The 24,697-nt window shown below is 69.9% G+C and carries 24 protein-coding genes; 4 read left to right on the top strand and 20 right to left on the bottom strand.

Going from position 1 to position 24,697, the window contains the following annotated elements; genetic code table 11:
• Positions 1–132: 132 nt before the first annotated feature.
• The 3 genes from IT40_RS16185 to IT40_RS16175 all read left to right on the top strand — a co-directional run bounded on the left by IT40_RS16185 (position 133) and on the right by IT40_RS16175 (position 5,096).
• Entirely contained in the window at positions 133–1,935 is a 1,803-nt protein-coding gene (locus IT40_RS16185; protein WP_036757396.1) for a PHA/PHB synthase family protein, read from the top strand.
• Between the two features lie 79 nt (positions 1,936–2,014).
• Positions 2,015–4,726 carry a cation-transporting P-type ATPase gene (locus IT40_RS16180; protein ID WP_036757393.1) on the top strand — a complete coding sequence of 904 codons (2,712 nt, stop codon included), beginning with the start codon at positions 2,015–2,017 and terminating at the stop codon, positions 4,724–4,726.
• An 82-nt stretch (positions 4,727–4,808) separates the two neighbouring features.
• The gene (locus tag IT40_RS16175) at positions 4,809–5,096 is read left to right on the top strand and encodes a hypothetical protein (RefSeq protein ID WP_011751319.1); all 288 of its coding nucleotides are present in this window, start codon (positions 4,809–4,811) and stop codon (positions 5,094–5,096) included.
• A 21-nt stretch (positions 5,097–5,117) separates the two neighbouring features.
• On the opposite strand, the gene IT40_RS16170 is transcribed toward IT40_RS16175, so the two are convergent.
• From IT40_RS16170 to IT40_RS16100, 15 genes are all read right to left on the bottom strand, one after another.
• Complete coding sequence (locus IT40_RS16170; RefSeq protein ID WP_036757390.1) at positions 5,118–5,933, bottom strand: alpha/beta hydrolase; 816 nt, start codon at positions 5,931–5,933, stop codon at positions 5,118–5,120.
• On the bottom strand, positions 5,934–6,623 hold the full coding sequence (locus tag IT40_RS16165; protein WP_036757388.1) for an ABC transporter ATP-binding protein: 690 nt from the start codon (positions 6,621–6,623) through the stop codon (positions 5,934–5,936).
• Positions 6,620–7,384 carry an ABC transporter ATP-binding protein gene (locus IT40_RS16160; RefSeq protein WP_036757386.1) on the bottom strand — a complete coding sequence of 255 codons (765 nt, stop codon included), beginning with the start codon at positions 7,382–7,384 and terminating at the stop codon, positions 6,620–6,622. Before IT40_RS16160 ends, IT40_RS16165 begins: the two co-directional genes overlap by 4 nt.
• Entirely contained in the window at positions 7,377–8,369 is a 993-nt protein-coding gene (locus tag IT40_RS16155) for a branched-chain amino acid ABC transporter permease (RefSeq protein WP_084197195.1), read from the bottom strand. Before IT40_RS16155 ends, IT40_RS16160 begins: the two co-directional genes overlap by 8 nt.
• A gap of 3 nt (positions 8,370–8,372) precedes the next feature.
• The gene (locus IT40_RS16150) at positions 8,373–9,284 is read right to left on the bottom strand and encodes a branched-chain amino acid ABC transporter permease (protein WP_036757384.1); all 912 of its coding nucleotides are present in this window, start codon (positions 9,282–9,284) and stop codon (positions 8,373–8,375) included.
• Positions 9,285–9,344: 60 nt separating this feature from the next.
• Positions 9,345–10,490 carry an ABC transporter substrate-binding protein gene (locus IT40_RS16145; RefSeq protein ID WP_036757383.1) on the bottom strand — a complete coding sequence of 382 codons (1,146 nt, stop codon included), beginning with the start codon at positions 10,488–10,490 and terminating at the stop codon, positions 9,345–9,347.
• 99 nt (positions 10,491–10,589) lie between these two features.
• Complete coding sequence (locus IT40_RS16140) at positions 10,590–12,230, bottom strand: AMP-binding protein (protein ID WP_036757380.1); 1,641 nt, start codon at positions 12,228–12,230, stop codon at positions 10,590–10,592.
• 66 nt (positions 12,231–12,296) lie between these two features.
• Positions 12,297–12,695, bottom strand: a complete 399-nt coding sequence (locus IT40_RS16135; protein ID WP_208021272.1) for a RidA family protein — start codon at positions 12,693–12,695, stop codon at positions 12,297–12,299.
• Entirely contained in the window at positions 12,685–13,104 is a 420-nt protein-coding gene (locus IT40_RS16130) for an acyl-CoA thioesterase (protein WP_036757377.1), read from the bottom strand. The genes IT40_RS16135 and IT40_RS16130 overlap by 11 nt, the downstream gene beginning before the upstream one ends.
• Entirely contained in the window at positions 13,104–13,556 is a 453-nt protein-coding gene (locus IT40_RS16125; RefSeq protein WP_036757374.1) for a cupin domain-containing protein, read from the bottom strand. Before IT40_RS16125 ends, IT40_RS16130 begins: the two co-directional genes overlap by 1 nt.
• Positions 13,557–13,570: 14 nt before the next feature.
• Complete coding sequence (locus IT40_RS16120; protein WP_036757372.1) at positions 13,571–14,707, bottom strand: acyl-CoA dehydrogenase family protein; 1,137 nt, start codon at positions 14,705–14,707, stop codon at positions 13,571–13,573.
• A gap of 95 nt (positions 14,708–14,802) precedes the next feature.
• Positions 14,803–15,624 (bottom strand): enoyl-CoA hydratase family protein, encoded by an 822-nt coding sequence (locus IT40_RS16115; protein WP_036757369.1) that lies wholly within the window; start codon positions 15,622–15,624, stop codon positions 14,803–14,805.
• Positions 15,621–16,058 carry a MarR family winged helix-turn-helix transcriptional regulator gene (locus IT40_RS16110; RefSeq protein WP_036757366.1) on the bottom strand — a complete coding sequence of 146 codons (438 nt, stop codon included), beginning with the start codon at positions 16,056–16,058 and terminating at the stop codon, positions 15,621–15,623. Before IT40_RS16110 ends, IT40_RS16115 begins: the two co-directional genes overlap by 4 nt.
• The gene (locus tag IT40_RS16105) at positions 16,055–16,792 is read right to left on the bottom strand and encodes an SDR family NAD(P)-dependent oxidoreductase (protein ID WP_036757364.1); all 738 of its coding nucleotides are present in this window, start codon (positions 16,790–16,792) and stop codon (positions 16,055–16,057) included. The genes IT40_RS16110 and IT40_RS16105 overlap by 4 nt, the downstream gene beginning before the upstream one ends.
• On the bottom strand, positions 16,789–19,074 hold the full coding sequence (locus IT40_RS16100; RefSeq protein ID WP_036757362.1) for a bifunctional salicylyl-CoA 5-hydroxylase/oxidoreductase: 2,286 nt from the start codon (positions 19,072–19,074) through the stop codon (positions 16,789–16,791). Before IT40_RS16100 ends, IT40_RS16105 begins: the two co-directional genes overlap by 4 nt.
• A gap of 140 nt (positions 19,075–19,214) precedes the next feature.
• Between IT40_RS16100 and IT40_RS16095 the strand changes: the two genes are divergently transcribed.
• Positions 19,215–20,324 (top strand): 3-hydroxyacyl-CoA dehydrogenase, encoded by a 1,110-nt coding sequence (locus IT40_RS16095; RefSeq protein ID WP_036757359.1) that lies wholly within the window; start codon positions 19,215–19,217, stop codon positions 20,322–20,324.
• A 165-nt stretch (positions 20,325–20,489) separates the two neighbouring features.
• Here IT40_RS16095 and IT40_RS16090 read toward each other — a convergent pair whose 3' ends face one another.
• The 5 genes from IT40_RS16090 to IT40_RS16070 are packed head-to-tail and all read right to left on the bottom strand — an operon-like array spanning position 20,490 to position 24,662.
• Positions 20,490–21,227 (bottom strand): fumarylacetoacetate hydrolase family protein, encoded by a 738-nt coding sequence (locus IT40_RS16090; RefSeq protein ID WP_036757356.1) that lies wholly within the window; start codon positions 21,225–21,227, stop codon positions 20,490–20,492.
• On the bottom strand, positions 21,224–22,159 hold the full coding sequence (locus tag IT40_RS16085; protein WP_036757354.1) for a sugar kinase: 936 nt from the start codon (positions 22,157–22,159) through the stop codon (positions 21,224–21,226). The genes IT40_RS16090 and IT40_RS16085 overlap by 4 nt, the downstream gene beginning before the upstream one ends.
• Complete coding sequence (locus IT40_RS16080) at positions 22,137–23,081, bottom strand: 2-hydroxyacid dehydrogenase (protein WP_036757352.1); 945 nt, start codon at positions 23,079–23,081, stop codon at positions 22,137–22,139. The genes IT40_RS16085 and IT40_RS16080 overlap by 23 nt, the downstream gene beginning before the upstream one ends.
• Complete coding sequence (locus IT40_RS16075) at positions 23,078–23,812, bottom strand: amino acid ABC transporter ATP-binding protein (protein WP_036757349.1); 735 nt, start codon at positions 23,810–23,812, stop codon at positions 23,078–23,080. The genes IT40_RS16080 and IT40_RS16075 overlap by 4 nt, the downstream gene beginning before the upstream one ends.
• 52 nt (positions 23,813–23,864) lie before the next feature.
• Positions 23,865–24,662, bottom strand: a complete 798-nt coding sequence (locus tag IT40_RS16070; RefSeq protein ID WP_036757346.1) for a transporter substrate-binding domain-containing protein — start codon at positions 24,660–24,662, stop codon at positions 23,865–23,867.
• Positions 24,663–24,697: the final 35 nt, after the last annotated feature.

Here is a 24,697-nt window from a genome sequence, read left to right as displayed (position 1 = left end):
CTTGAATCAACGTCCCGGCGGCTTGATATTCGCAAGGGTGGGCCAGATGCTTGCGCAGCCAGGCCGGAATGGCCCAGCCCCGCCCCGTCGCCATCCGGTCCCTGCGCCCCCGCGTCCGCCGAGGAGATGCCCATGAAGACCCCGACCCGCGCGCCGACGCCCGCCGCCGTATCCGCCGAACTGCCGCCCGTGCCCTGCCCCGAGCCCCTGGGGCGCGAAGCCTTCCGCACCTTCGACCGCATGCGCGAGGCGATGACGGCCCAGTTCACCGGCGGGCTCTCGCCGGCGGCGCTGACGCTGGCCTTGCAGGACTGGACCATGCACCTGGCCGCCGCGCCCGGCAAGCGGATGGAGCTGATCGACAAGGCCAACCGCAAGGCCGCGCGGCTGTTGTGCCACCTGGCCGCGCTTTGCGTGGACCGCGAGGCGCCCGCCTGCATCGACCCGCTGCCCGGCGACTATCGCTTTGCCGCCGAGGGCTGGAAGAAGCCGCCCTTCAGCATCTGGGCGCAGGCGTTCCTGCTGCAACAGCAATGGTGGCACAATGCCACGCATGAGGTGCCGGGGGTGAACCCGCATCACCAGGACATCGTCTCCTTCGCCGCGCGGCAGATGCTGGACGTGTTCTCGCCCTCGAACCTGCCCTTCACCAACCCCGAGGTGATCGCCCGCACCATGCAGACCGGCGGCATGAACCTGGTGCAGGGGATGCGCAACTGGTCCGAGGACGTGATCCGCGAGGCCACCGGCCAGCCCCCGGTCGGGACCGAGGATTTCGTGGTCGGCAAGGACGTGGCGGTGACGCCGGGCAAGGTGGTCTTCCGCAACCACCTGATCGAGCTGATCCAATACGCCCCCGCCACCGAGACGGTGATGGCCGAGCCGATCCTGATCGTGCCGGCCTGGATCATGAAATACTATATCCTGGACCTTTCGCCGCAGAACTCGCTGATCCGGCACCTGGTGGCGCAGGGCCATACGGTCTTCTGCATCTCCTGGCGCAACCCGCAGGCCGAGGACCGCGACCTGACGCTGGACGACTACCGCCGGCTGGGGGTGATGGCGGCGCTGGATGCGGCCGGCGCCGTCCTGCCCCAGCGCAAGGTCCATGCCGTCGGCTACTGCCTGGGCGGCACGCTGCTGTCGATCGCCGCCGCCGACATGGCGCATGGCGACGACGACCGGCTGGCAAGCCTGACCCTGCTGGCGGCGCAGACCGACTTCAGCGAACCGGGGGAGCTGGCGCTGTTCATCGACCACAGCCAGGTGAACCTCTTGGAAAGCATGATGTGGAACCGCGGCTACCTCTCTGCCGACCAGATGGCCGGGGCCTTCCAGCTGCTGCGCTCGAACGACCTGATCTGGTCGCGCATGGTGCATGACTACCTGATGGGCGAGCGCAAGCCGATGATCGACCTGATGGCCTGGAACGCCGATTCGACGCGCATGCCCTATCGCATGCATGCCGAATACCTCGAGCGGCTCTACCTGGAGAACGAACTGGCCGCCGGGCGCTTCATGGTCGAGGGGCGGCCGGCCGCGATCCAGAACATCCGCGTGCCGATGTTCGTCGTCGGCACCGAGCGCGACCATGTCGCGCCTTGGCGCTCGGTGTTCAAGATCCATTACCTCAGCAATACCGAGCTGACCTTCGTGCTGACCAGCGGCGGCCACAACGCCGGCATCGTCAGCGAGCCGGGCCGGCCGCACCGGCGCTATCGCATCGCGCTGCGCGACGCCGGCGGGCGCTGCCCCAGCCCCGACACCTGGGCCGAGACCGCCGAGGCGCGGCCGGGTTCCTGGTGGGAGGCCTGGACCGAATGGCTGGCCGCGCATTCCTCGGCCGGGCGCACGGCCCCGCCGGCCATGGGCGCGGGCAAGGCCGGCCGTGCGCGGCTGGCCGACGCGCCGGGCAGCTACGTGCTGCAGCGATAGGGCCCGGCCCCCCGCATTGCGCTGGCCGGCGAATGCCGCCAAACAGGTCAGGGACAGGTGACTGCCGAAGGAGAGCCCGATGAAGCCAGCCGAGATCGTGCCGGACCCGGTCGCATGGCACGCCCAGAGCGGCGAGGAGGTCTGCGCCGCGCTGGCGACCAGCCTGGACGGGCTTGCCCATGACGAGGCCGCGCGGCGGCTGGACCGCTTCGGCCCGAACGAGCTGCCGCCCGCCGCCCGCATCCATCCGGTGCTGCGCTTCCTGGCGCAGTTCAACAATGCGCTGATCTATTTCCTGCTATCCGCGGCGGTGGCGGCGATTGCGCTGGGACATGTCATCGACGGCGCGGTGATCGTGGTCGTGGTGCTGGTCAACGCCATCGTCGGCTTCATCCAGGAAGGCAAGGCCGAGCGCGCGCTGGACGCGATCCGCGACATGATCGCCCCCCATGCCGTGGTGCTGCGCGAGGGCGAGCGGCACACGCTCGACACCCGCCAGATCGTGCCCGGCGACATCGTGGTGGTCGAGGCCGGCGACAAGGTGCCCGCCGACCTGCGCCTGCTGCGGGCGCGCGGGCTCAGCGCCGACGAGGCGATCCTGACCGGCGAATCGGTGCCGGCGGAAAAGACCGAAGGCCCGGTCGCGCCCGATGCCGCGCTTGGGGACCGCGCGCCGATCCTGCATTCCGGCACGCTGATCACCACCGGACAGGGCATCGGCGTGGCCGTCGCGACCGGCCCGCGGACCGAAATCGGCCGCATTTCCGACATGATCGGCGCGGTGCAAAGCCTGACCACGCCGCTTCTGCGCCAGATCAACGCCTTCGGCACCCGCTTCACCTGGTTCGCCATCGCCACCGCGGCGCTGCTGTTCGCCTTTGCCACGCTGTTCCGGGGCTATGACGCGCTGGATGCGCTGATGGTGGTGGTGGCGCTGGCGGTCGGCGTGGTGCCCGAGGGGCTGCCCGCCGTCATCACCATCACCCTGGCCATCGGCGTGCGCCGCATGGCCGCGCGCAATGCCGTGGTGCGCCGCCTGCCCGCGGTCGAGACGCTGGGCGCGACCTCGGTGATCTGCTCGGACAAGACCGGCACGCTGACCCGCAACGAGATGACCGTGCGCCATCTGGTGACTGCCGCCAGCCTGACCGCGGTCTCGGGCACCGGCTACGCCCCCGAGGGGCGGTTCTCGGACGCGGACGGCGCCGAGCCCCTGCCCGATCCCCAGCGCGACACGCTGATCCGCGCCGGGCTTTTGTGCAACGACGCCCTGCTGGTCGAGCGCGAGGGGCAGTGGGCCGTGCTGGGCGATCCGATGGAAGGCGCGCTGGTCGCCACCGCCGCCAAGGCCGGCCTGCACCCGGAAACCGAACGCGCCGCCTGGAACCGGCTGGACGAGATCCCCTTCGACGCGCAGCACCGCTTCATGGCCACGCTGCACGACGACCCGCAGGCCGGCCCCCAAGGCGGGCGGCGCATCTTCGTCAAGGGCGCGCCCGAGCGGGTGCTGGCCATGTGCGGGGCGCAGGCGGCGGGCGACGCGGCCCTGCCGCTCGATGCCGGCTATTGGCAGGAATGCATCGACGCCTGCGCCGAGGGCGGCGAGCGGGTGCTGGGCTTTGCCACCCTTGCCACCGGCCCCGAGGTCGAGCGGCTGGATTTCGCCATGGTCGAAAGCGGGCTGACCTTCCTGGGCCTTGCCGGCTTCATCGACCCGCCCCGCGACGAGGCCATCGCCGCGGTGGCCGAATGCCGCTCGGCCGGGATCGCCATCAAGATGATCACCGGCGACCACAAGGGCACGGCGGCCGCCATCGCCCGCCAGCTGGCCATCGCCGACGACCCCAAGGTGCTGGAGGGCGCGGCGCTGGACGGCATGCCCGACGAAAGGCTGCGCCGGGTGGTCGAGGAAGTCAGCGTCTTTGCCCGCGCCACGCCCGAACACAAGCTGCGCATCGTCAATGCCTTGCAAGCGAACGGCCATATCGTCGCCATGACCGGCGACGGGGTGAACGACGCGCCCGCCGTCAAGCAGGCCGATGTCGGCGTCGCCATGGGCCGCAAGGGCACCGAGGCCGCCAAGGAGGCGGCGCAGATGGTGCTGCTCGACGACAATTTCGCCTCGATCGTCGCCGCCGTGCATGAGGGGCGCACCGTCTACGACAATATCCGCAAGGTGATCGGCTGGACGCTGCCGACCAACGGCGGCGAGGTGCTGTGCGTCATCCTGGCGATCTTCCTGGGCGTCACCCTGCCGATGACGCCGGTGCAGATCCTGTGGATCAACATGATCCTGACCGTCACCCTGGGACTGGTGCTGGCCTTTGAGCCGTCGGAACCCGACGTGATGGGCCGCCCGCCGCGCCCGCGCGACGCGCCGATCCTGTCGCGCTTCCTGGTCTGGCGCATCGGCTTCGTCTCGGTGCTGTTCATGCTGGGGGCCTTCGGCATATTCGCCTTTGCCCTGAACCGCGGCTATGACGTCGAGGGCGCCCGCACCATGGTGGTCAACACGCTGGTGGTGATGGAGATCTTCTACCTGTTCAACGTGCGCTACCTGCACCGCAGCTCGTTCAGCCTGATCGGCGCCATGGGCACGCCCGCCGTGCTGGGGGCGGTCGCGGTGGTGGTCGGGGCGCAGGTCCTGTTCACCTATGCGCCCTTCATGCACGAGCTGTTCGACAGCGCCCCGGTCGCCTTTGTCGACGGGCTGGTGATCGTGCTGGTCGGCGTGACGCTCATGGCCATCCTGGAGATCGAAAAGACCCTGACGCGCAGATTTTCCCTGTAAAGATGGCGGCCTCGGGTGCCCGGATTGATTTTGTTCCCCATATGTTCTATGTTGGGACCATGATCTGCAAGGGAGATCCGCCATGGATGCCACCACCTTTGCCCTGCCGGCCACGCCGCGCCAGATCGCCTATGCGCGTTCGCTGGCGCTGAGGAACCAGACGCTCCTGCCGTGGGAGGTGCAGCAGGACCGCCGCACGCTCAGCGCCTGGATCGAGGCGCAGGCGCGGATGCGGCCGGCGACGGGGCTGCCGACCTCGAAGCAGGTCGCCTTCGCCGAGCGCATCGCCCGGCTCAAGCGCCGCGCCGTGCCCGACGAATGCTTCCGCGACCGCCAGCTGCTGTCGCGCTGGATCGACAGCAACCGCTGAAACCGGCGCCCCGCGGCCGGATCAGCGCCGCCCGTCCAGCGCCGCCAGCGCCGTCAATTGCACCCCGGCCGGGTCCGCCAGGTCGTCCAGCACCTGGAAATGGTCGCAGCCCGGAACATGCAGCAGCACCGCACGCTCGCCCGCCTGCCGGCAGGCCGCGGCATAGTCGTCCGATTGCCGGATCAGTTCCGGCAGTTCCCCGGCGCCGACAGCGACCAGCATGGGTGCGCCGGCGGCGATGTTGCGCTGCGGGCTGCAGGCGGCGATCTCGGCCGCGGTCAGTTGCAGCTTGTCGTTCAGCTGGCCCAGGCCGATCGGCTCCAGGTCGAACAGCCCGCTGATCGCCAGCACCGAGCCGACCGCGGGATGGCCGCGATGCATGGCCGCCAGATGCCCGCCGGCGGAATGCCCGGCAAGGCAAAGCCGCCCGGCCCCTTGCGCCGCCAGATGGTCCAGAAGCTGCCCGATCTCGGCCACGATCTGCGTCATGCTGGCCTGCGGCGCCAGCGTGTATTCGGCCAGGATCACGTCATGGCCGCGCGCCAGCGGGCCGGCGGCGCAGAAGGCGAAATCCTCCTTGACGCAGCTTTGCCAATAGCCGCCGTGGATGAAGACAAAGGCCGGCGCATCCGCCCCGCCGCCGGCAAACCAGTCATAGGTCTGGCGCGCGCCGGGGCCATAGCGCCGGTCCCGCCGGCAATCCTGCGCGGCATGGAAAGCCGCGCTGCGGGCGCGGAAATCCCGCATCAGCCCCGGAAAATCCGCGAGCCTGCCGGTATTGCTATAGGCCCTGTCCAGTTCCTGCCGGTTCATGCCGCGATAGATCGCCGTCGTCATTCACACCCCCAGATAGCGGTCGGTCAGATCGGCGGTCAGATCGGCGATGCCGCCCTGCCAGACCGTCGCGCCGCGTTCCACGATCACCGCGCGGTCGGCGACCGAGGCGATCTCGCTGAGCGACTTGTCCACCAGCAGGATCGACAGCCCCTCGGCTTTCAGCCGCTGCACGCCGGCCCAGATCTCTTGCCGCACGACCGGGGCGAGGCCCTCGGTCGCCTCGTCCAGCACCAGCAGGCGCGGATTGGTCATCAGCGCCCGGCCGATGGCCAGCATCTGCTGCTCGCCCCCCGACAGCGTGCGCGCGACCTGGCCCATGCGTTCCTGCAGGCGGGGAAACAGCGCGCAGACGCGGGCCATGTCCCAAGGGCCGGGGCGGGCGGCGACGGTCAGGTTCTCGGCCACGGTCAGCGGCGCGAAGCAGCGCCGCCCCTCGGGGACCAGCCCGACGCCCAGCCGCGCCACCTTGGGCGCCGTCAGGCCGGCGACATCGCGGCCGGCAAGGCGCAGGCTGCCGCCGGAATGCGGCATCAGCCGGCTGATGCAGCGGATGGTCGTGGTCTTGCCCATGCCGTTGCGGCCCATCAGCGCCACCACCTGGCCCTGGTCCAGGTCCAGCGTGATGCCGAACAGCGCCTGCACCGGGCCGTAACAGGCGGTCACGTCGCGCAGTTCCAGCAGCCGGGTCATGCGTCCTCTCCCAGGTAGGAGCGCCGCACCTCGGGGTTGGCGCGGATCTCGGCGACGCTGCCGGTGGCGATGATGCGGCCATAGACCAGGACCGAGATGCGGTCGGCCAGCGCAAAGACCGCATCCATGTCATGTTCGACCAGCAGGATCGGCGCCTCGTTGCGCAGCTCCGCCAGGATGGCGGTCAGCTGCCGCCCGCCCTCCAGCCCCATGCCGGCCATCGGCTCGTCCAGCAGGAAGGCGCGCGGGCGCAGCGCCAGGGCCATGGCGATCTCCAGCTTGCGCCGCTCGCCATGCGACAGTGTCGCGGCCGGGACCAGGTGCCGCCCGGCCAGGCCCGCCTGCTCGATATGGAACAGCGCGGGTTCGGTCAGCTTGCGGTCGGCCAGCGCCGGCAGGTGAAAGCGGAACACCGCGCCGCTGGCCCCGGCCACCGCCAGCATGACGTTCTGCAGCACGGTGAAGTCCGGGATCACCGAGGACACCTGGAAGCTGCGCGCCAGCCCCAGCCGCGCCCGCGCCGCCGCGTCCAGCCCGTCGATCACCTGCCCCTCGAAGCGGATGGTGCCGGCGTCGGGCCGGATCTCGCCGACGATCTGCTTGATCAGCGTGGACTTGCCGGCACCGTTCGGGCCGATCAGGGCGTGGATCTCGCCCGGCCGCAGGTCCAGGCTGACATCGTCGGTCGCCGCCAGCGCGCCGAAGGACTTGCGCAGGCCGCGGATCTCCAGGATGGGTTCGTTCAGCTTGGGTTCAGGCATGGCGGCCCCTTTTCGTGACGATGCCGATCAGCCCGCCCGGCGCGAACAGCACGATGGCCAGCAGCAACAGGCCCAGCAGCGCCTGCCAGTAATCGCTGATGCCGCCCAGCACATGCTCGAGCAGGATGAAGAGCGCAGCGCCCGCGACCGGGCCGCAAAGCCGCCCCACGCCGCCCAGGATGACGAAGACCATGATCTCGCCCGACATGTGCCAGGACAGCATGGCCGGGCTGACGAAGCGGTTGAGGTCGGCGTAAAGCGACCCCGCCAGCCCGACGATCATCCCCGACAGCACGAAAGCCGTCAGCCGGATGGCATAGGGGCGGATGCCGACGGCGACGGTGCGCTGGCTGTTCTGCCGCGCCGCCTGCAAGGCCAGGCCGAAACGCGACTGGGTGACGACCGCGGTAAAGACCAGCGCCACCGCCAGCAGCGTGGCGCAGATGGCGAAATACTGGATCGGGGCAAAGGTGTTCAGGCCGGGGAAGCTGTTGCGGACATAGAAGCTCAGCCCGTCCTCGCCGCCATAGCGCGGCCAGCTGATGGCGAAGTAATAGAGCATCTGCGCGAAGGCCAGCGTCACCATGATGAAATAGACGCCCGATGTGCGCAGGCTGAGCGCGCCGATGACCAGCGCCGCCAGCCCCGCGGCCAGCATGGCCATGGGCCAGATGCCCAGCATCTCGTTGCTGCCCATGACGGTAAAGGGCAGGCTCAGGACGGGCGTGCCCGTGCTGGCATGGCTGGCCAGGATGCCGGTGATATAGCCGCCGATGCCGAAGAAGGCGGCATGGCCGAACGAGATCAGCCCGCCATAGCCGAGCGCCAGGTTCAGCCCCACTCCGGCCAGGCCGAAGATCGCCGCCTTGGTCGCCAGCGTGACGGTAAAGCCGTTGCCGGCCAGATGCGCGCCAAGGGCGGTGGCGACCAGCAGGGCAAAGATCGCCAGGTTGACGGCGGTGTCGCGGTTCAACGTCTGCTGCATCGTTCAGCCCCTCGCCCCGAAAAGTCCCTGCGGCCGCAGGATCAGCACCACGGCCATCAGCACATAGATCAGCACCGAGGCCAGCGAGGCGCCCACGGTATTGGCGCTGGAGGCGTCCCATATCCGCGACAGCAGCCCCGGCAGCAGCGCCTTGCCCAGCGTGTCGGTCATGCCGACCAGCAGCGCGCCGACGAAGGCGCCCTTGATCGAGCCGATGCCGCCGATCACCACCACGACGAAGGCCAGGATCAGCACCGGCTCGCCCATGCCGACCTGCACCGACTGGATGGTGCCGACCAGCGCCCCGGCGAACCCCGCCAGCGCCGCGCCAAGCGCAAAGACGATGGTGTAGAGCCGGGCGATGTCCACCCCCAGCGCGCCGATCATCTCGCGATCCGCCTCGCCGGCGCGGATGCGGATGCCCAGCCGCGTGCGGGTGATGAGCCACCAAAGCCCCAGGGCCACCGCCGCGCCGAAGCCGATGATGACCAGCCGGAACAGCGGATAGTGCAGCCCGCCCGGCAGCACCACCGCCCCCGAAAGCGAGGCCGGCAGCTTGAGGTAAAGCGGGAACGAGCCGAAGAGCCAGCGCGTGCCCTCGGAAAACACCAGGATCAGCGCAAAGGTCGCCAGCACCTGATCCAGGTGGTCGCGGGCGTATAGCCGCCGGATCACCGCCATCTCGACCAGCGCGCCCGCCGCGGCGGCGGCCACCAGGCTGGCCGCCAGCCCCAGCCAGAACGAGCCGGTGGCCGCCGCCACCGCCGCGCAGGCAAAGGCCCCGGTCATGTAGAGCGAGCCATGCGCAAGGTTGATCAGCCCCATGACGCCAAAGACCAGGGTCAGCCCGGCCGCCATCAGAAACAGCATCATCCCGTATTGCAGGCCGTTCAGCGCCTGCTCGGCCAGAAGCATCACCGCTTTCTCTCCCGAATTGCCAGGGGGCCGGGCCTCATCGACCCGGCCCGGCAGGGCTTACATCTTGCACTGCTCGGCATAGGCGTCGCCATGGTCGGTCATGGCCGGGCCGATGATCTTGTTGGTCAGCACGTCGCCTTCCCTGACCACCTCGCGCACGTAATAGTCCTGGATCGGGTGCTGGTTCGGGCCAAAGCGGAACTTGCCGCGCACGCTGGGGAAATCCGCCTCGGCCAGCGCCGCGCCGAAGGCGTCGGCATCGCCCACGTCGGCCTTGGCGATGGCCGAGAGAAGCAGGTTCGCCGTGTCATAGGCCTGCGCCGCGTAAAGCGAGGGCAGCCGGCCGTATTCGGCCTGGAAGGTTTCGACGAAGGCCGCATTCGCCTCGTTGTCCAGGTCCTTGGACCATTGCGCGGTGTTCTTGACCCCCAGCGCGGCATCGCCCACCGCAGGCAGGATGTCCTGGCTGAAGCTGAAGGCCGGGCCGATCACCGGCTTGCCGACGCCGGATTCGGCATATTGCTTCATGAAAGCGATGCCCATGCCGCCCGGCAGGAAGAAGAACACCGCATCCGCGTCGCTGGCGCGGATCTGGGCGATCTCGCCGGCGTAATCGGTCTGGCCGACCTGGGTATAGACCTCGCTGACCACCTCGCCCTTGAAATAGCGCTTGAAGCCCGCCAGCGAATCCTGCCCGGCGGGATAGTTCGGCGCCATGATGAAGACCTTGCCGATGCCGGCATCCGTGGCATGGGCGCCCGCCGCCTCGTGCAGGTTGTCGTTCTGGTAGGAGACCGAGAAATATTTCGGATGGCAGCCCGCCCCGGCCAGCTGCGAGGGCGCGGCATTGGTGGACAGGTAGAACTTGTCCTGCGCCACCGCCGCCGGCACCACGGCCATGGCGAGGTTCGACCAGACGATGCCGGTCAGCACGTCGACCTGGTCGGACTGGATCATCTTGTCGGCGATCTGCACCGCGACATCGGGTTTCTGCTGGTCGTCCTCGATCACCAGCTCGACCGCCTGGCCCGCCTCACCGGCGTTCTTCAGCGCCAGCAGGAAGCCGTCGCGCGTGTCGACGCCCAGCCCGGCCCCGCCGCCCGACAGCGTGGTGATCATGCCGACCTTGACGGGTTCGGCCTGGGCGGCCCCGGCCAGGGCCAAGGCGGCGGTGCCGCAGATCAGCAGCCTTTTCAGTTCCATGACATACTCCCTGTGTGATGCGCGATTGGTCGTCGCATGTTTTTATGATGCGGTCGCGGGCTGCAACGGCTTTCGCGCATCAGCCCGCAACCCCAAGGGTCACGCCCGCCCCTCGAGCAGGCGGAAACGCTGGATCTTGCCGCTTTCGGTCTTGGGCAGCGCTTGGGCGAAAACCACGCGGCGCGGGTATTTGAAGGGCGCGATGACGGATTTGACGTGGTCCTGCAAGCCCTTGGCCATCGCCTCGTCGGCAGCGGCGCCGGGACGCAGGACGACATGCGCCTCGACGATCTGGCCGCGCGCCTCGTCCGGGGCGCCGACCACGGCGCATTCCAGCACGTCGGGATGGGCAAGCAGCGCCGCCTCGACCTCGGGGCCGGCGATGTTGTAGCCGGCCGAGACGATGATGCCGTCGGTGCGGGCGGCAAAGTGGAAATAGCCCTGCTCGTCCTTCCAGAAACTGTCGCCGGTCAGGTTCCAGCCGTCCTGCACATAGGCGCGCTGCTTGTCGGGGTCGGCCAGATAGCGGCAACCGACCGGCCCGCGCACCGCCAGCCGCCCGGTCTCGCCCGGCGGCAGTTCGCGCCCGTCCGGGCCGATGATCCTGGCCTCGTAGCCCGCGACCGGGCGGCCGGTGCAGGCCGGGCGGCTGTCACCGAAACGGTTGGTCAGGAAGATGTGCAGCATCTCGGTCGAGCCGATGCCGTCCAGCATCGGCTTGCCGGTCTTGGCCATCCATTCCTCATAGACCGGCGCGGGCAGCGTCTCGCCGGCCGAGACGGCGGCGCGCAGGCTGGACAGGTCCGCGCCCTCGTCCATCGCCCGCATCATCACCCGATAGGCGGTCGGCGCGGTAAAGCAGATGGTGGCGCGGTATTTCTGGATGATCTCGACCATGTTCGGCGGCGAGGCGTTCTCCAGCAGCGCCGCCGAGGCGCCGAAGCGCAGCGGAAACACCGCCAGCCCGCCCAGCCCGAAGGTAAAGGCCAGGGGCGGCGAGCCGACGAAGACATCCTCGGGCCGCACCTCCAGCACCTCGCGGGCATAGCCGTCGGCGATGATCAGGATGTCGCGGTGGAAATGCATGGTCGCCTTGGGCTCGCCCGTGGTCCCCGAGGTGAACCCCAGCAGCGCCACGTCGTCGCGTCCCGTGCGCACCGCCTGGAACCGCACCGGCTGGGACAGGGCGGCCCGGTCCAGGTCGGCATCGTGGTTCGCGGTGCCGTCGAAGCCGACCACGGTCGTCAGGTGCCGACTGTCCCTGGCGGCCAGCGCCAGCTCGTCCATCAGCCGCGTGTCGCAAAGCGCGTGGCTGACCTGCGCCTTGTCGATGATCTTGGCCAGCTCGCCCGCGCGCAGCATCGGCATGGTGTTGACCACCACCGCGCCCGCCTTGGTCGCGGCCAGCCAGCAGGCCACCATCGCCGGGTTGTTGGCCGAGCGGATCAGCACCCGGTTGCCGGGCCGCACGCCGTAGCTTTCGACCAGCGCATGGGCGATGCGGTTGGTCCAGTCGGTCAGCTCCTTGTAGCTGCGGATGCGGCCGTTGCCGATCAGCGCGATATGGTCGCCGAAGCCCCGCTCGACCATGCGGTCGGTCAGCTCGACCGCGGCGTTCAGGTATTCGGGATAGTCGAAGCCCTCCAGCAGCAGCTGCGGCCAAAGCTCGGGCGGCGGCAGGTTGTCGCGCGCGAAGCGGTCGACATGCGCCGAGGGTCCAAGCGGCGGATTGCCCGTCATCTTCAATCTCCCTGTTGGGCGGGCCGGCATCTTGTCGTGCCTTGGCCCGCGGGTGCCGCGCCCCCGTCAGGCGGGGATCACGGCGGTTGCCTCGATCTCGACCTTGGCGCGGTCCTCGACCAGGGCCACGACCTGCACCAGCGCCATGGCCGGATAGTGCCGGCCGATGATCTCCTTGTAGGCCTGGCCGATGTCCTTGAGCGCGGCCAGGTATTCCCGCTTGTCGGTGACATACCAGGTCAGCCGCACCAGGTGCTCGGGCCGGGCGCCGGCCTCGGCCAGCACGGCGACGACGGATTGCAGCGCCAGGCGCACCTGCCCGGCGAAATCGTCGGTCTCGAACTCCTGCTGCCCGTTCCAGCCGATCATGCCGCCGGTGAACACCATCCGCCCGGTCGCGGCGATGCCGTTGGAATAGCCCGGCGTCGCCTTCCAGTTCCTCGGATGCAGAACCTCATGCACCATCGCTTGCCTCCATGAACGCGATCATCTTGCGGCGGATCGGCTCGGGCCAGGGCGCGGCGCGCCCCTGCGGCGTGACCCAGACCAGGGTCGAGGCGCATTGCAGCCTGACCTGCCCGCCGGCGCTGGCCTGCTGCGCCAGCCGCGCGCTGGAGCGGCCGACATGCTGCACCTCCAGCGCGAATTCCAGCACCTCGCCCAGCCGCGAGGGGGCCTGGAAGCCGGCCTCGATCCGCACGGTCGGGACGGCGCAACCCTCCTCGATGTGGATGCGGGTGAAGGGATAGGCCAGCACCTCGGCAAAGAAGTTCTCGATCACCGAGTTCAGCATCTCGAAATAGCGCGGGTAGAAGACGATCCCCGCCGGGTCGCAATGGTTGAACTCGACCTGGATGCGGCGCAGATAGCGCATCAGTCATTGGCCTCCGGCGGCAGGAAATCGACCTCGTGCCGGGCCGACAGCGCGACGACGGTCGGAATGTCCGTCAGGTCGTGCAGCGCCTCGAACAGCGCGCGCAGGTTGCCGGCGGGCGAAACCCAGAACAGCGCCCTCGCCCGCTTGTCGGACTTGTTGAAATAGCCATGCGGCACGCCGCGCGGCATCCGCACCAGGTCGCCGGCCCTGGCCACCGACCAGACGCCGTCCAGCTTCACATGCAGCTCGCCCTCCTGCACCAGGATGAACTCGTCCTGCGTCGGGTGGATATGCACCGGCACGAACTGGCCCGGCTCGCTGTTCGTTTCGAAGGCGAAGCTGCTGCCGCAATCCGCCTTGGGGAGATAGCGCTGGCCGAGGATGTTCCATTCGACGCCCTCGATCCCGTCGCCCTGGCGGGTGATGCCGCCGTCCAGTGCCTTGTCCATGCCGTCCTCCCTGTTCAGCCCAAGATCGCGCGGGCGATGACCACGCGCTGCACGTCGCTGGCGCCCTCGTAGATGCGCAGGGCGCGGATGTCGCGGTAAAGCGCCTCGACCGCGGTGCCGTGGCGCACGCCGTCGCCGCCATGCAGTTGCAGCGCGGCGTCGATCACCTCCTGCGCGGCCTCGGTGGCGTAAAGCTTGGCCATCGCCGCCTCGCGGGTGATGCGGGGGGCGCCCTGGTCCTTGGCCCAGGCGGCGCGATAGACCAGCAGCGCCGCCGCATCCACCTTCAGCGCCATGTCGGCCAGATGGCCCTGCACGATCTGATGGTCGGCCAGCGTGCCGCCGCCGGCCCGAGGCCTGCGTACCCGCACCAGGGCCTCGCCCAGCGCGCGCCGCGCCATGCCCAGCGCCGCCGCGCCGACGGTGGGGCGGAACACGTCCAGCACCGACATGGCGATCTTGAAGCCCTCGCCCGGCCGGCCGATCAGCGCCGCATCGGGCAGCACCACCCCGTCCAGCTTCAGCCGCGCCAGCGGATGCGGCGCGATCACCTCGATCCGCTCGGCGATGGTCAGCCCGGCGCTGTCCGCCGGCATCAGGAAGGCCGAAAGGCCGCGCGCGCCGGGTGCCTCGCCCGTGCGGGCAAAGACCACGTAGAGGTCGGCGATACCGCCGTTCGAGATATAGGTCTTTTCGCCCGTCAGCCGCCAGCCGCCTGGGGCGCGCTCGGCCAGCGTCGCCGTGCTGGCCACGTCCGAGCCGGCGCCGGGCTCGGTCAGCGCAAAGGCCGCGATCGCCTGGCCGGTGCGCGTCCGCTCCAGCCAGGCGCGCTGGCCGGGGGTGCCGAACAGCGTCACCGCCCCCATGCCCAGCCCCTGCATGGCAAAGGCGAAATCGGGCAGCGGGTCGTGGCGGGCCAGCGTCTCGCGGATCAGGCACAGGCTGCGCACGTCCAGCGCCTCGCCCTCGCCCGCGCCGCTATGGCGCAGGAAGCCCGCCGCCCCAAGCGCCGCGACCAGCGCCTTGCAGGCGGCATCGACATCGCCGTGATCCACGGGCAGATGCGCCACGCACCAATCCTCCAGCGCCGCCGCCAGCTCGCGGTGGTGCGGCTCGAAGAAGGGCCAGTCCAGAAAGCTGCGATCCGCCATGTCATCCGTCCCTTTCCCTGCGGGGATTTCCAAGGGGCGCGCGCGTCCCTTGCAGCGGGGGTGCGGGGGCGGCAGCCCCCGCCTTCCCCCCTCGATCAGTCGCCCTCGAACACGGGCTTTTCCCTGGCCACGAAAGCGCGATAGGCGCGTTCGAAATCGCGGGTCTGCATGCAGATCGCCTGCGCCTGCGCCTCGGCCTCGATGGCCTGCTCCAGCCCCATGTTCCATTCCTGGTTCAGCTGGGTCTTGGTGATGCCATGGGCAAAGACCGGCCCGGCCGCCAGCCGCCCGGCCAGCGCCTGCGCCGCCTCCTCCAGCGCACCCGCGTCGTGCAGCGCGTTCCAGAAGCCCCAGGCATGGCCTTCCTCGGCGCCCATCACCCGGCCGGTGTAAAGCAGCTCGGCCGCCCGGCCCTGGCCGATGATGCGCGGCAGCATGGCGCAGGCGCCCATGTCGCAGCCGGCCAGCCCGACGCGGGTGAACAGGAAGGCGCATTTCGCCTGCGGCGTCGCCAGCCGCAGGTCCGAGGCCATGGCCAGGATCGCTCCGGCGCCGACGCAGATCCCGTCCACCGCCGCGATCACCGGCTTGCCGCAGCCGATCATCGCCTTGACCAGGTCGCCGGTCATGCGGGTAAAGGCCAGCAGCCCCTTCATCTCCATGCCGACCAGCGGGCCGATGATGTCATGCACATCCCCGCCCGAGCAGAAATTGCCGCCGTTCGGGGCCAGCACCACCACATCCACGTCGCTGGCATGGGCCAGCGCGCGAAAGGTGTCGCGCAGCTCGGCATAGCTGTCGAAGGTCAGCGGGTTCTTGCGCTCGGGGCGGTCCAGGCGGATGGTGGCGACGCGGTCCCGCATCTCCCAGATGAAATGCCGCGGCTTCAGCCCGGCCAGTTCGGTCGTTCCGGTCATTTCGCGCCCCCCATGCGTTTCAGGATCTCGGTCAGCAGCTCGATGTCCTCCTCGGTCAGCCCGGCAAAGATGCGGTTCACCTCGGCCTCGTGATCGGCGGCGAAGCCCTCGAAGGCCGCCAGCCCCTCGGGCGTCAGGCTGACGAAAACCGTGCGCCGGTCGGTTTCCGAGGGCACGCGCCGCGCCAGCCCGTCCCTTTCCAGCCGGTCCACCACCGCCGTCGCATTGCCGTTCGAGACCAGCAGCATCCGGCTGAGTTCGCTCATGGTGACGCCCTCGCGCCGGCGATAGAGCGCGGCCATCACGTCGAAGCGCGGCAGCGTCGTGTCATGCCTGACCCGCAGGAATTCGCGCAGCTGCCCCTCGGCCGCGCGGGTGACGCCCAGCAGGCGGATCCACAGCTTCAGCCGGCGCTTGGACAGGGGATCGCTCATGCCTCGCCCCCCGAAATGGCGATGGCCTGGCCGTTGACCCCGTCGGAGCCCGGCCCGCAAAGCCACAGCGCCGCGGCGCTGACCTCGTGCGGCTGGACCAGCCGGCCCTGCGGATTGGTCGCGGTCAGCGCGGCCAGCGCCTGATCCCGGCTCTTGCCGGTCTTGTCCATGATGGTGGCGATGGAACGCGCCGTCATCTCGGTATCCAGGAAACCGGGGCAAAGCGCGTTCACCGTCACCGGCCGCCGCGCCACCTCCAGCGCCAGGCTGCGCACCAGCCCGACCACGCCATGCTTGGCCGCCGCATAGGGCGCGACATAGGCATAGCCCCGAAGGCCCGCGGTCGAGGCCACGGCAATCAGCCGGCCCCAGCCCGGCAGCTGCGCCAGCCCCTCGCGGAAGGTCAGGAAGGTGCCGGTCAGGTTCACCGCCAGCATGGCGTTCCATTGCTCCAGCGTGGTGCGGCCCAGGGGGGCGCTGTCCGCCGCCCCGGCATTGGCGATGACGATGTCGCAGGGGCCGGCTTCGGCGAACATCGCCTTGACGCTGGCCTCGTCGGTCACGTCGGCCACCAATGCGCGGGCGCCGGTCTGTTCGGCCACGGCCTCCAGCGGCGCCTTGCGGCGACCGCAGATCACCACATCCGCCCCGGCCCCGGCAAAGGCGCGCGCCAGGTCGGCGCCGGTGCCCGTGCCGCCCCCGGTGATCAGCACCCGTTTGCCCGCGATGGTCATGCCCGGATCGCCTCCTGCGCGCGGCTGCGCAGCCGCAGCGCCTGGTCGCGGCCGGCCAGATAGGGCAAGGGCCAGGCGGCTGCCTCGTCCCCGGCCTCGACGGCGGCATGCAGCGTCCAATAGGGATCGGCCAGGTGTGGCCGCGCCAGGCAGACCAGATCGGCGCGGCCGGCCAGCAGGATGCCGTTCACCTGGTCGGCCTCGGTGATATTGCCGACCGCCATGGTCGCGAGCCCCGCCTCGTTGCGGATGCGGTCGCTGAACGGGGTCTGGAACATCCGGCCATAGACCGGCCGCGCCCCGGTGCTGGTCTGCCCGGCCGAGACGTCGATGATGTCGGCGCCGGCGGCCGCGAACATCCGGGCGATCTCCACCGCCTCCTCGGGCGTCACGCCCTCGTCCCCCACCCAGTCATTGGCCGAGATGCGCACCGACATCGGCTTTTCCGCCGGCCAGGCGGCGCGCATCGCCCCGAACACCTCGAGCGGATAGCGCATGCGGTTTTCCAGGCTGCCGCCGTATTCGTCCTCGCGCCGGTTCGACAGCGGCGAGATGAAGCTGGAGATCAGGTAGCCATGCGCCGCGTGCAGCTCGACCATGTCGAAGCCCGCCCGCGCCGCCATCTGGGTCGCGGCGACGAACTGGTCGCGCACCCGGTCCATGTCGGCGCGGTCCATGGCCCTGGGCACCGCGTTGCCCTGTTGCCACGGGATGGCGCTGGCCGAGATCAGCGGCCAGTTGCCCTCGGCCAGCGGCCGGTCGGCATCCTGCCAGCCCAGCTGGGTCGAGCCCTTGCGGCCGGAATGGCCGATCTGCATGCAGATCCTGGCCCGCGTCTCGGCATGGGTGAAATCGACGATCCGCTTCCAGGCCGCCTCGTGCTCGGGCGCGTAGAGGCCGGGGCAGCCGGGGCTGATCCGCCCCTCGGGCGAAACGCATGTCATCTCGGTATAGACCAGCCCGGCGCCGCCCTTGGCGCGTTCGGCGTAATGGACGAAATGCCAGTCGGTCGGGCAGCCCTCCACCGCCTTGTATTGTGCCATGGGCGAGACGACGACGCGGTTCTCCAGCACCATGTCGCGCAGGCGGAAGGGCGCGAACATCGGCCGGCGGCCCTTGCGCCCGCCGGCGCGTTCCTGGAACCAGTCCTCGGCCCGGCCCAGCCATTCGGGGTCGCGCAGGCGCAGGTTCTCGTGGCTGATGCGCTGCGAACGGGTCAGCAGCGAATAGGCGAATTGCAGGGGTTCCATGTCCAGGTAGCGCTCGACCTGCTCGAACCATTCCAGGCTGTTGCGGGCGGCCGATTGCAGGCGCAGCACCTCGACGCGGCGCTCCTCCTGATAACGCTCGAAGGCGCGCTGCATGGTCGGTTCGGAATGCAGGTATTCGGCCAGGGCGATGGCGCTGTCGAAGGCCAGCCGCGAGCCGGAGCCGATCGAGAAATGCCCGGTCGCAGCCGCATCGCCCATCAGCACGACATTCTCGTGATACCAGCGCTCGCAGATGACCCGCGGGAACTGGATCCAGACCGCCGAGCCGCGCAGATGCGCGGCGTTCGACATCAGGTCATGGCCGCCCAGGTGGCGGGCAAAGATGCGGCGGCAGGTCTCGACCGCTTCCTCCTTGGACATGTCGGCAAAGCCCAGCTTTTCCCAGGTCTCGGGCAGGGTCTCGACGATGAAGGTCGCGGTGTCGCCGTCGAACTGGTAGACATGCGCCCAGACCCAGCCATGCTCGGTCCGCTCGAAGATGAAGGTAAAGGCGTCGTCGAATTTCTGATGCGTGCCCAGCCAGATGAACTTGCAGCGGCGGGTGTCGATGTCGGGCTGGAACACCTGCGCATATTCGGCGCGCACCAGCGAATTGATGCCGTCGCAGCCCACCACCAGGTCATAGTCCTTGCGGTATTCCTCGGCCGACTGGAACACGGTCTCGAAACGCAGCTCGACCCCCAGCTCGCGCGCGCGGGCTTGCAGCAGGACCAGCATCTGCTTGCGCCCGATGCCCGCAAAGCCGTGCCCGCCCGAGACGGTGCGCACCCCGTCATGCACCACGGCGATGTCGTCCCAATAGGCGAAATGGCTGCGGATCGCCTCGGTGCTGGCGGGGTCGTTCTGCTGCATCCGCCCCAGCGCATCGTCCGACAGCACCACGCCCCAGCCGAAAGTGTCGTTGGCCTTGTTGCGCTCCAGCACGGTGATCTGGTGCGAGGGGTCGCGCAGCTTCATCGAGATGGCGAAATACAGTCCTGCCGGCCCGCCGCCCATGCACAAGATCTTCATTGCCCGCCTCCCCTGCGCCTTTTCGGCCCGTTGCGTGGACGCTGCCAGCGAATTGGATTCGTTTCAAGTTTAAAATTTCAAGCTTGAAACGATTTTTGCGCGTGGCATGATGGGCCAAGGACAGGGGCGGAGATTCCGACATGACCACCATCGCCGTGATCGGGCTGGGGACGATGGGGCTGGGCATCGCCCAGGCCTATGCCACCGCGGGCCTTGCCGTGCTGGCGACCGATGCCGTGCCGAAGGCGCGCGAGACGGCGCTGGACCGGCTGCGCGCCAGCCTTGCGCTGCGGGTGCGGTCGGGCAAGCTGGCGCAGGCCGACCTGGAGACGCTGCTGTCGCGCATCGCCGTGGTCGACGGCCCCGAGGCGATGGGCCGCGCCGATCTGGCCATCGAGGCCGTGGTCGAGCGCATCGAGATCAAGCGCGCCCTGTTCGCGGCGCTTGAGGCGGTGCTGCCCCCCGATGCGGTGCTGGCCAGCAATACCTCGTCGCTGTCGGTGGGTGCCATGGCCGAGGGGCTGGCGCGGCCCGAGCGCCTGCTGGGCCTGCATTTCTTCAACCCGGCGCCGGTGATGAAGCTGGTGGAACTGGTGGCGCATCCCGGCACAGGCGCAGCGGCGCTGGAACGCGCGCGCCGGCTGACCGAGGCGGCGGGCAAGACCGTGATCCCATGCCCCGACCGGCCCGGCTTCATCGTCAACCGCTGCGCCCGCCCCTTCTATGGCGAGGCGCTGGCGCTGCTGGAGGAAGGCCGTGGCGCCGCCGAAATCGACGCGGCGATGCTGGCGGCGGGCTACGCCCTGGGCCCCTTCGGGCTGATCGACCTGGTGGGGGCCGACATCAACCTGGCCGCGACCGAAAGCCTGGCGGCGGCGATGCAGGGCCATCCACGCTATCACGTCTTCGAGGCGCTGCGCCGGCAGGTCGCCTCGGGCGATCTGGGGCGCAAGACCGGGCGGGGCTTCCTTTACCCGGAAACGCCCGATCCCGCCCCCGACGATGCCATCGCCCTGCGCATCGAGGCCACGCTGGTCAACGAGGCCGGCTGGCTCCTTGCCGAGGGCGGCACCATGCCCGACGGCATCGACACGGCGCTGCGGCTGGGCCTGAACTTCCCGCGCGGGCCGTTCCAGATCCTGGCCGCGCAGGGGCGCGAGCAGGTGCTGGACCGGCTGGAACGACTTGCCGCCCAAGCGCCGGTCCATCTGCGCGGGCGTTACCAGCCCGCCCCCATGCTGGCGCGCTGACCTTAGCAGGCTGCTGAAAAAGGATTCTGAGAGGGCGACGCAGCGGAAATCGTTCTGGATCCAGCTGATATCGGCGCGAAAATGGGGTGTTTTCGGCAAAGTTGAGGCGGATTTCCCGGTTCCCCGCCCGCGCTGTCCTGTCGCAAGGACTTTTTCAGCAGCCTGTCAGGCCCCTACGAAACGGGCCGAGACCTCGGCCCCGCCGGCGCGGGCGCGCGCGATCCGGGCGCCGTCCAGCGGCAGGGGGCCGATCCGCGCGCCGGTGATGACGACATCGCCGCGGCAGAGCGGCAGATCCTGCGCCGCCGCGTGGCCGGCCAGCCAGGCCAGGAAATCCACCGCCTCGGCCAGGCTCGCCACGGCCTCCGGGGCCGCGACCCGGCGCCCGTCCAGCCAGAGTTCGATCCCCAGCGGACCCCTCATGCCGTCGCGCCAGCCGGGCAGCACATCGCCCAGCACGATCCCGGCCGAGCCGAAACCGTCGGCCATCAGCTCCAGCGGCTGCGCCGCCTTGCGGTCGGCAAGGCGCGGGGCGACCAGTTCGAAGGCCAGCCGGACCTCGGCAATGGCAGCCGCCGCCGCGGCAGGGCCGGCGCCCGCCGGCAGGTCGGCGCCAAGGACCAAGGCGGTCTCGACCTCGATACAGGCATCGGCGGGCAAGGGCAGGCAGGCGCCCGTTCGCACGGTTCCCTGCCCCGGCAGCGCACCGGCATGGCGGTCGCGCCCGGCCAGCAGCGCCATCTTCCAGGCACCGCCGCCAAGGGCGCGGATCACCGCCCTTTGCACGGCATAGGCCGCGGCGGTATCGGGCGGCGGCGGGGTCAGGCCCGGCAGGCGCGGCGCGCCGCGGTGGACCGCCAGCAGGGCGCGGGCGGCGGCCTCGGGATGGAAAGCGGCGCTCATGTCGCCACCCTCAGGCCCAGATCGGGCATGGCGCTGCGCGGAATGACCGCGCCGGGATGGGCGACGACGACCGCGGCCAGGCGGGCGGCAATGGCCACGGCCGCGGCCGGGGGCAGGCCGGCGTCGCAGGCGGCCAGCCAGCCGGCGTTGAAGCTGTCGCCGGCGCCGGTGGTATCGACCGCCGCAACCATGGAGGGCAGCGGATGGGACTCGATCCGGTCCTGGCCGGGCGGGCGACGCAGCACTTCGCCGCCGCCGGTGGTCAGCACGATCTCGGCCCCGCCCAGCCCGGCCAGGGCCGCCATCGCCCCGGCCGGGTCCGGGATGCCGAAGCAGGAGGCCAGGTCGTCCAGCGAGGGCAGGACCAGCGTCGCCAGGGCGGCCGCCCGGCCGATCACCGCACGCGCCGTGGCGGCATCGGGCCAAAGCGCGGGGCGGTAATTCGTGTCCAGCACGATCCGCCCCCCCACCGCCTGCCGCCGTTCCAGCGCGGCCAGCAGCCGTTCGCGGCTTTCGGGCAGAAGGATCGCCAGCGTGACGCCGGACAGAAGCACCGTCCCCGCCTCGGCCACGGCGCGCAGCGCGGCATCGCCATTGTCGAACATGCGCCGCGCCGGCGCCTGGTCGCGCCAGTAAAGAAAGCTGCGCTCGCCCCGCGCATCGGTCGAGATGAAGCTCAGTCCGGGCCGGCCGCCCGGCTCGGTGCCGCACAGATCGGCAATACCCTCTTCGGCCAGCACCTCGCGCAGCCAGGCGCTCATCGCGTCGTCGCCCAGCCGCGACAGGTAGCCGACCGAGCCGGCGGGCAAGAGCCGCGCCAGATAGACGGCGCTGTTCAGCGTGTCGCCGCCCGCGCGCCGGTCGAAGGTCGAGGGCGCATCGCGGCGGGCGGTGAACTCGACCAGCGGCTCACCGATGCAAAGGTAGCGCATCCTGGACCTCGTAGGGGGTGGGCAGCGGCCGGCCGGCGAAATGGGCGGCGATATTGTCCAGCACCAGCTGCGCCATCGCGCGCCGCGCCTCGGCCGTGGCCGAGCCGATATGCGGGGTCAGCACGCAATTGGGCGCATCGAGCAGCGCCTGCGGCACGTTCGGCTCGTCGTCGAAGACGTCGAGCCCGGCCCCGGCGATGGTGCCCGCATCAAGCGCCTGCGCCAGCGCCCCGGCATCGACCACCGGGCCGCGGGCGACATTGACCAGGATGCCGTCGGGGCCAAGCGCCGCCAGCACCCCGGCATCGACCAGGCCGCGCGTATCCTCGCCCCCGGCGGCGGTGACGAAAAGCAGGTCGCAATCCCGCGCCAGCGCCAGCGCATCGGGGCGAAAACCGTCCGGCGCGCCGGGCTTTTCGCGGCGGGCGGTATAGAGCACGTCCATCCCCATGCCGCGCAGCAGGTCGGCCAGCCGGCGCCCGATGCGGCCATAGCCGAGGATCCCGGCGCGGCGCTCGAGCACCGAGCAGCCGAGGCCCAGCTTGCCGCCCGAGGACCACTGGCCGGCACGGACGAAGCGGTCGCCCTCGGCGATGCGGCGGCCGGCGGCCAGCGCCAGGCCAAGCGCCATCTCGGCCACCGCCATCGACAGCACGTCGGGGGTGGTGGTGACGGCGATGCCGCGATGCCGCGCCTGGGCCAGGTCGACAGCATCGACGCCGACGCCGTTCACCGCGACCAGCCGCAGCGCCGGCAGCCGCGCCATCTGCGCCGCCGTGATCCCGACATTGCCGGCGGTCAGCACCACCTCGACATCCGCCGCGGCGCCGATGTCGCGGACCACCTCGTAGTCGGCGGCAAGGCGGTCGGCCATGTCCTGCGGCTTCAGCTCGGCCAGGGCCAGGATGCGCGGCCGGGTCATGCGATCTGGCCCAGGAAGTTCTGCAACCGCTCGTTCTTTGGGTTGCCGAAGAATTCCGCTGGAGCGTTCTCTTCGACGATCACGCCCTTGTCCATGAAGATCACCCGGTCGGCCACGGCGCGGGCGAACTCCATCTCATGGGTGACGCAAAGCATGGTCATCCCCTCGCGCGCGAGGTCGATCATGGTGTCCAGCACCTCCTTGACCATCTCGGGGTCGAGCGCCGAGGTCGGTTCGTCGAACAGCATGATCCGCGGCTTCATGCACAGCGCGCGGGCGATGGCGACGCGCTGCTGCTGGCCGCCGGACAGCTGCGCCGGATACTTGTCGGCCTGTTCGGGGATGCGCACCCGCTCCAGGTATTTGCGCGCCGTCGCCTCGGCCTCGGCGCGCGGGATCTTGCGGGTCTTCATCGGCGCCAGGACGCAGTTCTCCAGCACGGTCATGTGCGGGAACAGGTTGAAGGACTGGAAGACCATGCCGACATCCTGCCGCACCCTGGCGACATTGTCGCCGCCGGCGGTCAGTTCCACTCCGTCGACGACGATCGTGCCGGATTCGATGGGCTCGAGCTGGTTGATGGTGCGGATCAGCGTCGACTTGCCCGAGCCCGAGGGCCCGCAGATGACGATGCGCTCGCCCCGCGACACGGTCAGGTCGATGTCGACCAGGGCGTGATAGGCACCGTAATACTTGTTCACGGCGCGCATGATGATGGCATGTTCGGTCATGTGGCTTTCCCCTGGGATGGCACGCGGCCGGGGCACGGCCGCGCGGCGCGCGTCACTGGGCGTTCCTGACGAAATCGGGCAGCGGCTCGCCCAGCCATTTCTGATGGATCTGGTCCAGCGTGCCGTCGGTTTTCGCCTGGTCCACGAAGGCGTTGATCTGGTCCAGCAGCGCATCCGACCCCGGCGCGACGGCAATGCCCTGCACCTGGCTCGACAGGTCGAACTTCTTGTCGAAACGGTCGCCGGCGACGCCCGCGACCTGCGAGAAGACCACGTTCGACAGCCCGATCAGCCTGACCTGGCCCGACATCAGCGCCTGCACCGCGCTGGCGTCGTCGTCGAAGCGGCGGATGTCGGTGCCCTGCGGCGCGACCGCGGTGACGCCGGTGTCCTGGGTCGAGGCGCGGGCGACGGCAAGGGACTGGCCGGCCAGCCCCGCGGCATCGGCCACCTCGAGCCCGCTGTCGCCATAGACGGCGATGCTGATCCCGGCATAGGGTTTGGAGAAATCGACCTTCTCCGCCCGCTCGGCGGTGATGCCCAGCGAGGCGACCAGCACGTCCACCTGCCCCGAAAGCAGATAGGGAATGCGGTTCGGCCCGGTCACAGGCACGATCTGCGCCTGCACGCCCAGGAATTCGCCAAGCGCCTTGGCCACGTCGGCGTCATAGCCGTCGGGCTTGCCCGAGGCGTCCTGGATGCCGAAGGGCGGGAAATCGACCAGCATGCCCACCCGGACGGCGCCGGCATTCTTGATCGCGTCAAGGTCGGCCGCGCTTGCGGGCAGCGCGAGCCCCATGGCCAGCGCGCCGGCGGCCAGGGCGGTAAAGATGCGACGGTTCAGTTTCATGGTTTCCTCCTCCGTGAAATCGTCTGCGCGGGGCT

Origin of the sequence: Paracoccus versutus, assembly GCF_000763885.1 — a bacterium.
Classification (GTDB): domain Bacteria; phylum Pseudomonadota; class Alphaproteobacteria; order Rhodobacterales; family Rhodobacteraceae; genus Paracoccus; species Paracoccus versutus.
Note: the sequence above shows the minus strand (reverse complement) of the source record. Positions and strands in the feature narration are given on the sequence as shown.

Coding starts and splice junctions, on each gene's coding strand:
- IT40_RS16185 (WP_036757396.1), top strand. CDS start 133: ATGAAGACCCCGACCCGCGCGCCGACGCCCGCCGCCGTATCCGCCGAA.
- IT40_RS16180 (WP_036757393.1), top strand. CDS start 2,015: ATGAAGCCAGCCGAGATCGTGCCGGACCCGGTCGCATGGCACGCCCAG.
- IT40_RS16175 (WP_011751319.1), top strand. CDS start 4,809: ATGGATGCCACCACCTTTGCCCTGCCGGCCACGCCGCGCCAGATCGCC.
- IT40_RS16170 (WP_036757390.1), bottom strand. CDS start 5,933: ATGACGACGGCGATCTATCGCGGCATGAACCGGCAGGAACTGGACAGG.
- IT40_RS16165 (WP_036757388.1), bottom strand. CDS start 6,623: ATGACCCGGCTGCTGGAACTGCGCGACGTGACCGCCTGTTACGGCCCG.
- IT40_RS16160 (WP_036757386.1), bottom strand. CDS start 7,384: ATGCCTGAACCCAAGCTGAACGAACCCATCCTGGAGATCCGCGGCCTG.
- IT40_RS16155 (WP_084197195.1), bottom strand. CDS start 8,369: ATGCAGCAGACGTTGAACCGCGACACCGCCGTCAACCTGGCGATCTTT.
- IT40_RS16150 (WP_036757384.1), bottom strand. CDS start 9,284: ATGCTTCTGGCCGAGCAGGCGCTGAACGGCCTGCAATACGGGATGATG.
- IT40_RS16145 (WP_036757383.1), bottom strand. CDS start 10,490: ATGGAACTGAAAAGGCTGCTGATCTGCGGCACCGCCGCCTTGGCCCTG.
- IT40_RS16140 (WP_036757380.1), bottom strand. CDS start 12,230: ATGACGGGCAATCCGCCGCTTGGACCCTCGGCGCATGTCGACCGCTTC.
- IT40_RS16135 (WP_208021272.1), bottom strand. CDS start 12,695: ATGGTGCATGAGGTTCTGCATCCGAGGAACTGGAAGGCGACGCCGGGC.
- IT40_RS16130 (WP_036757377.1), bottom strand. CDS start 13,104: ATGCGCTATCTGCGCCGCATCCAGGTCGAGTTCAACCATTGCGACCCG.
- IT40_RS16125 (WP_036757374.1), bottom strand. CDS start 13,556: ATGGACAAGGCACTGGACGGCGGCATCACCCGCCAGGGCGACGGGATC.
- IT40_RS16120 (WP_036757372.1), bottom strand. CDS start 14,707: ATGGCGGATCGCAGCTTTCTGGACTGGCCCTTCTTCGAGCCGCACCAC.
- IT40_RS16115 (WP_036757369.1), bottom strand. CDS start 15,624: ATGACCGGAACGACCGAACTGGCCGGGCTGAAGCCGCGGCATTTCATC.
- IT40_RS16110 (WP_036757366.1), bottom strand. CDS start 16,058: ATGAGCGATCCCCTGTCCAAGCGCCGGCTGAAGCTGTGGATCCGCCTG.
- IT40_RS16105 (WP_036757364.1), bottom strand. CDS start 16,792: ATGACCATCGCGGGCAAACGGGTGCTGATCACCGGGGGCGGCACGGGC.
- IT40_RS16100 (WP_036757362.1), bottom strand. CDS start 19,074: ATGAAGATCTTGTGCATGGGCGGCGGGCCGGCAGGACTGTATTTCGCC.
- IT40_RS16095 (WP_036757359.1), top strand. CDS start 19,215: ATGACCACCATCGCCGTGATCGGGCTGGGGACGATGGGGCTGGGCATC.
- IT40_RS16090 (WP_036757356.1), bottom strand. CDS start 21,227: ATGAGCGCCGCTTTCCATCCCGAGGCCGCCGCCCGCGCCCTGCTGGCG.
- IT40_RS16085 (WP_036757354.1), bottom strand. CDS start 22,159: ATGCGCTACCTTTGCATCGGTGAGCCGCTGGTCGAGTTCACCGCCCGC.
- IT40_RS16080 (WP_036757352.1), bottom strand. CDS start 23,081: ATGACCCGGCCGCGCATCCTGGCCCTGGCCGAGCTGAAGCCGCAGGAC.
- IT40_RS16075 (WP_036757349.1), bottom strand. CDS start 23,812: ATGACCGAACATGCCATCATCATGCGCGCCGTGAACAAGTATTACGGT.
- IT40_RS16070 (WP_036757346.1), bottom strand. CDS start 24,662: ATGAAACTGAACCGTCGCATCTTTACCGCCCTGGCCGCCGGCGCGCTG.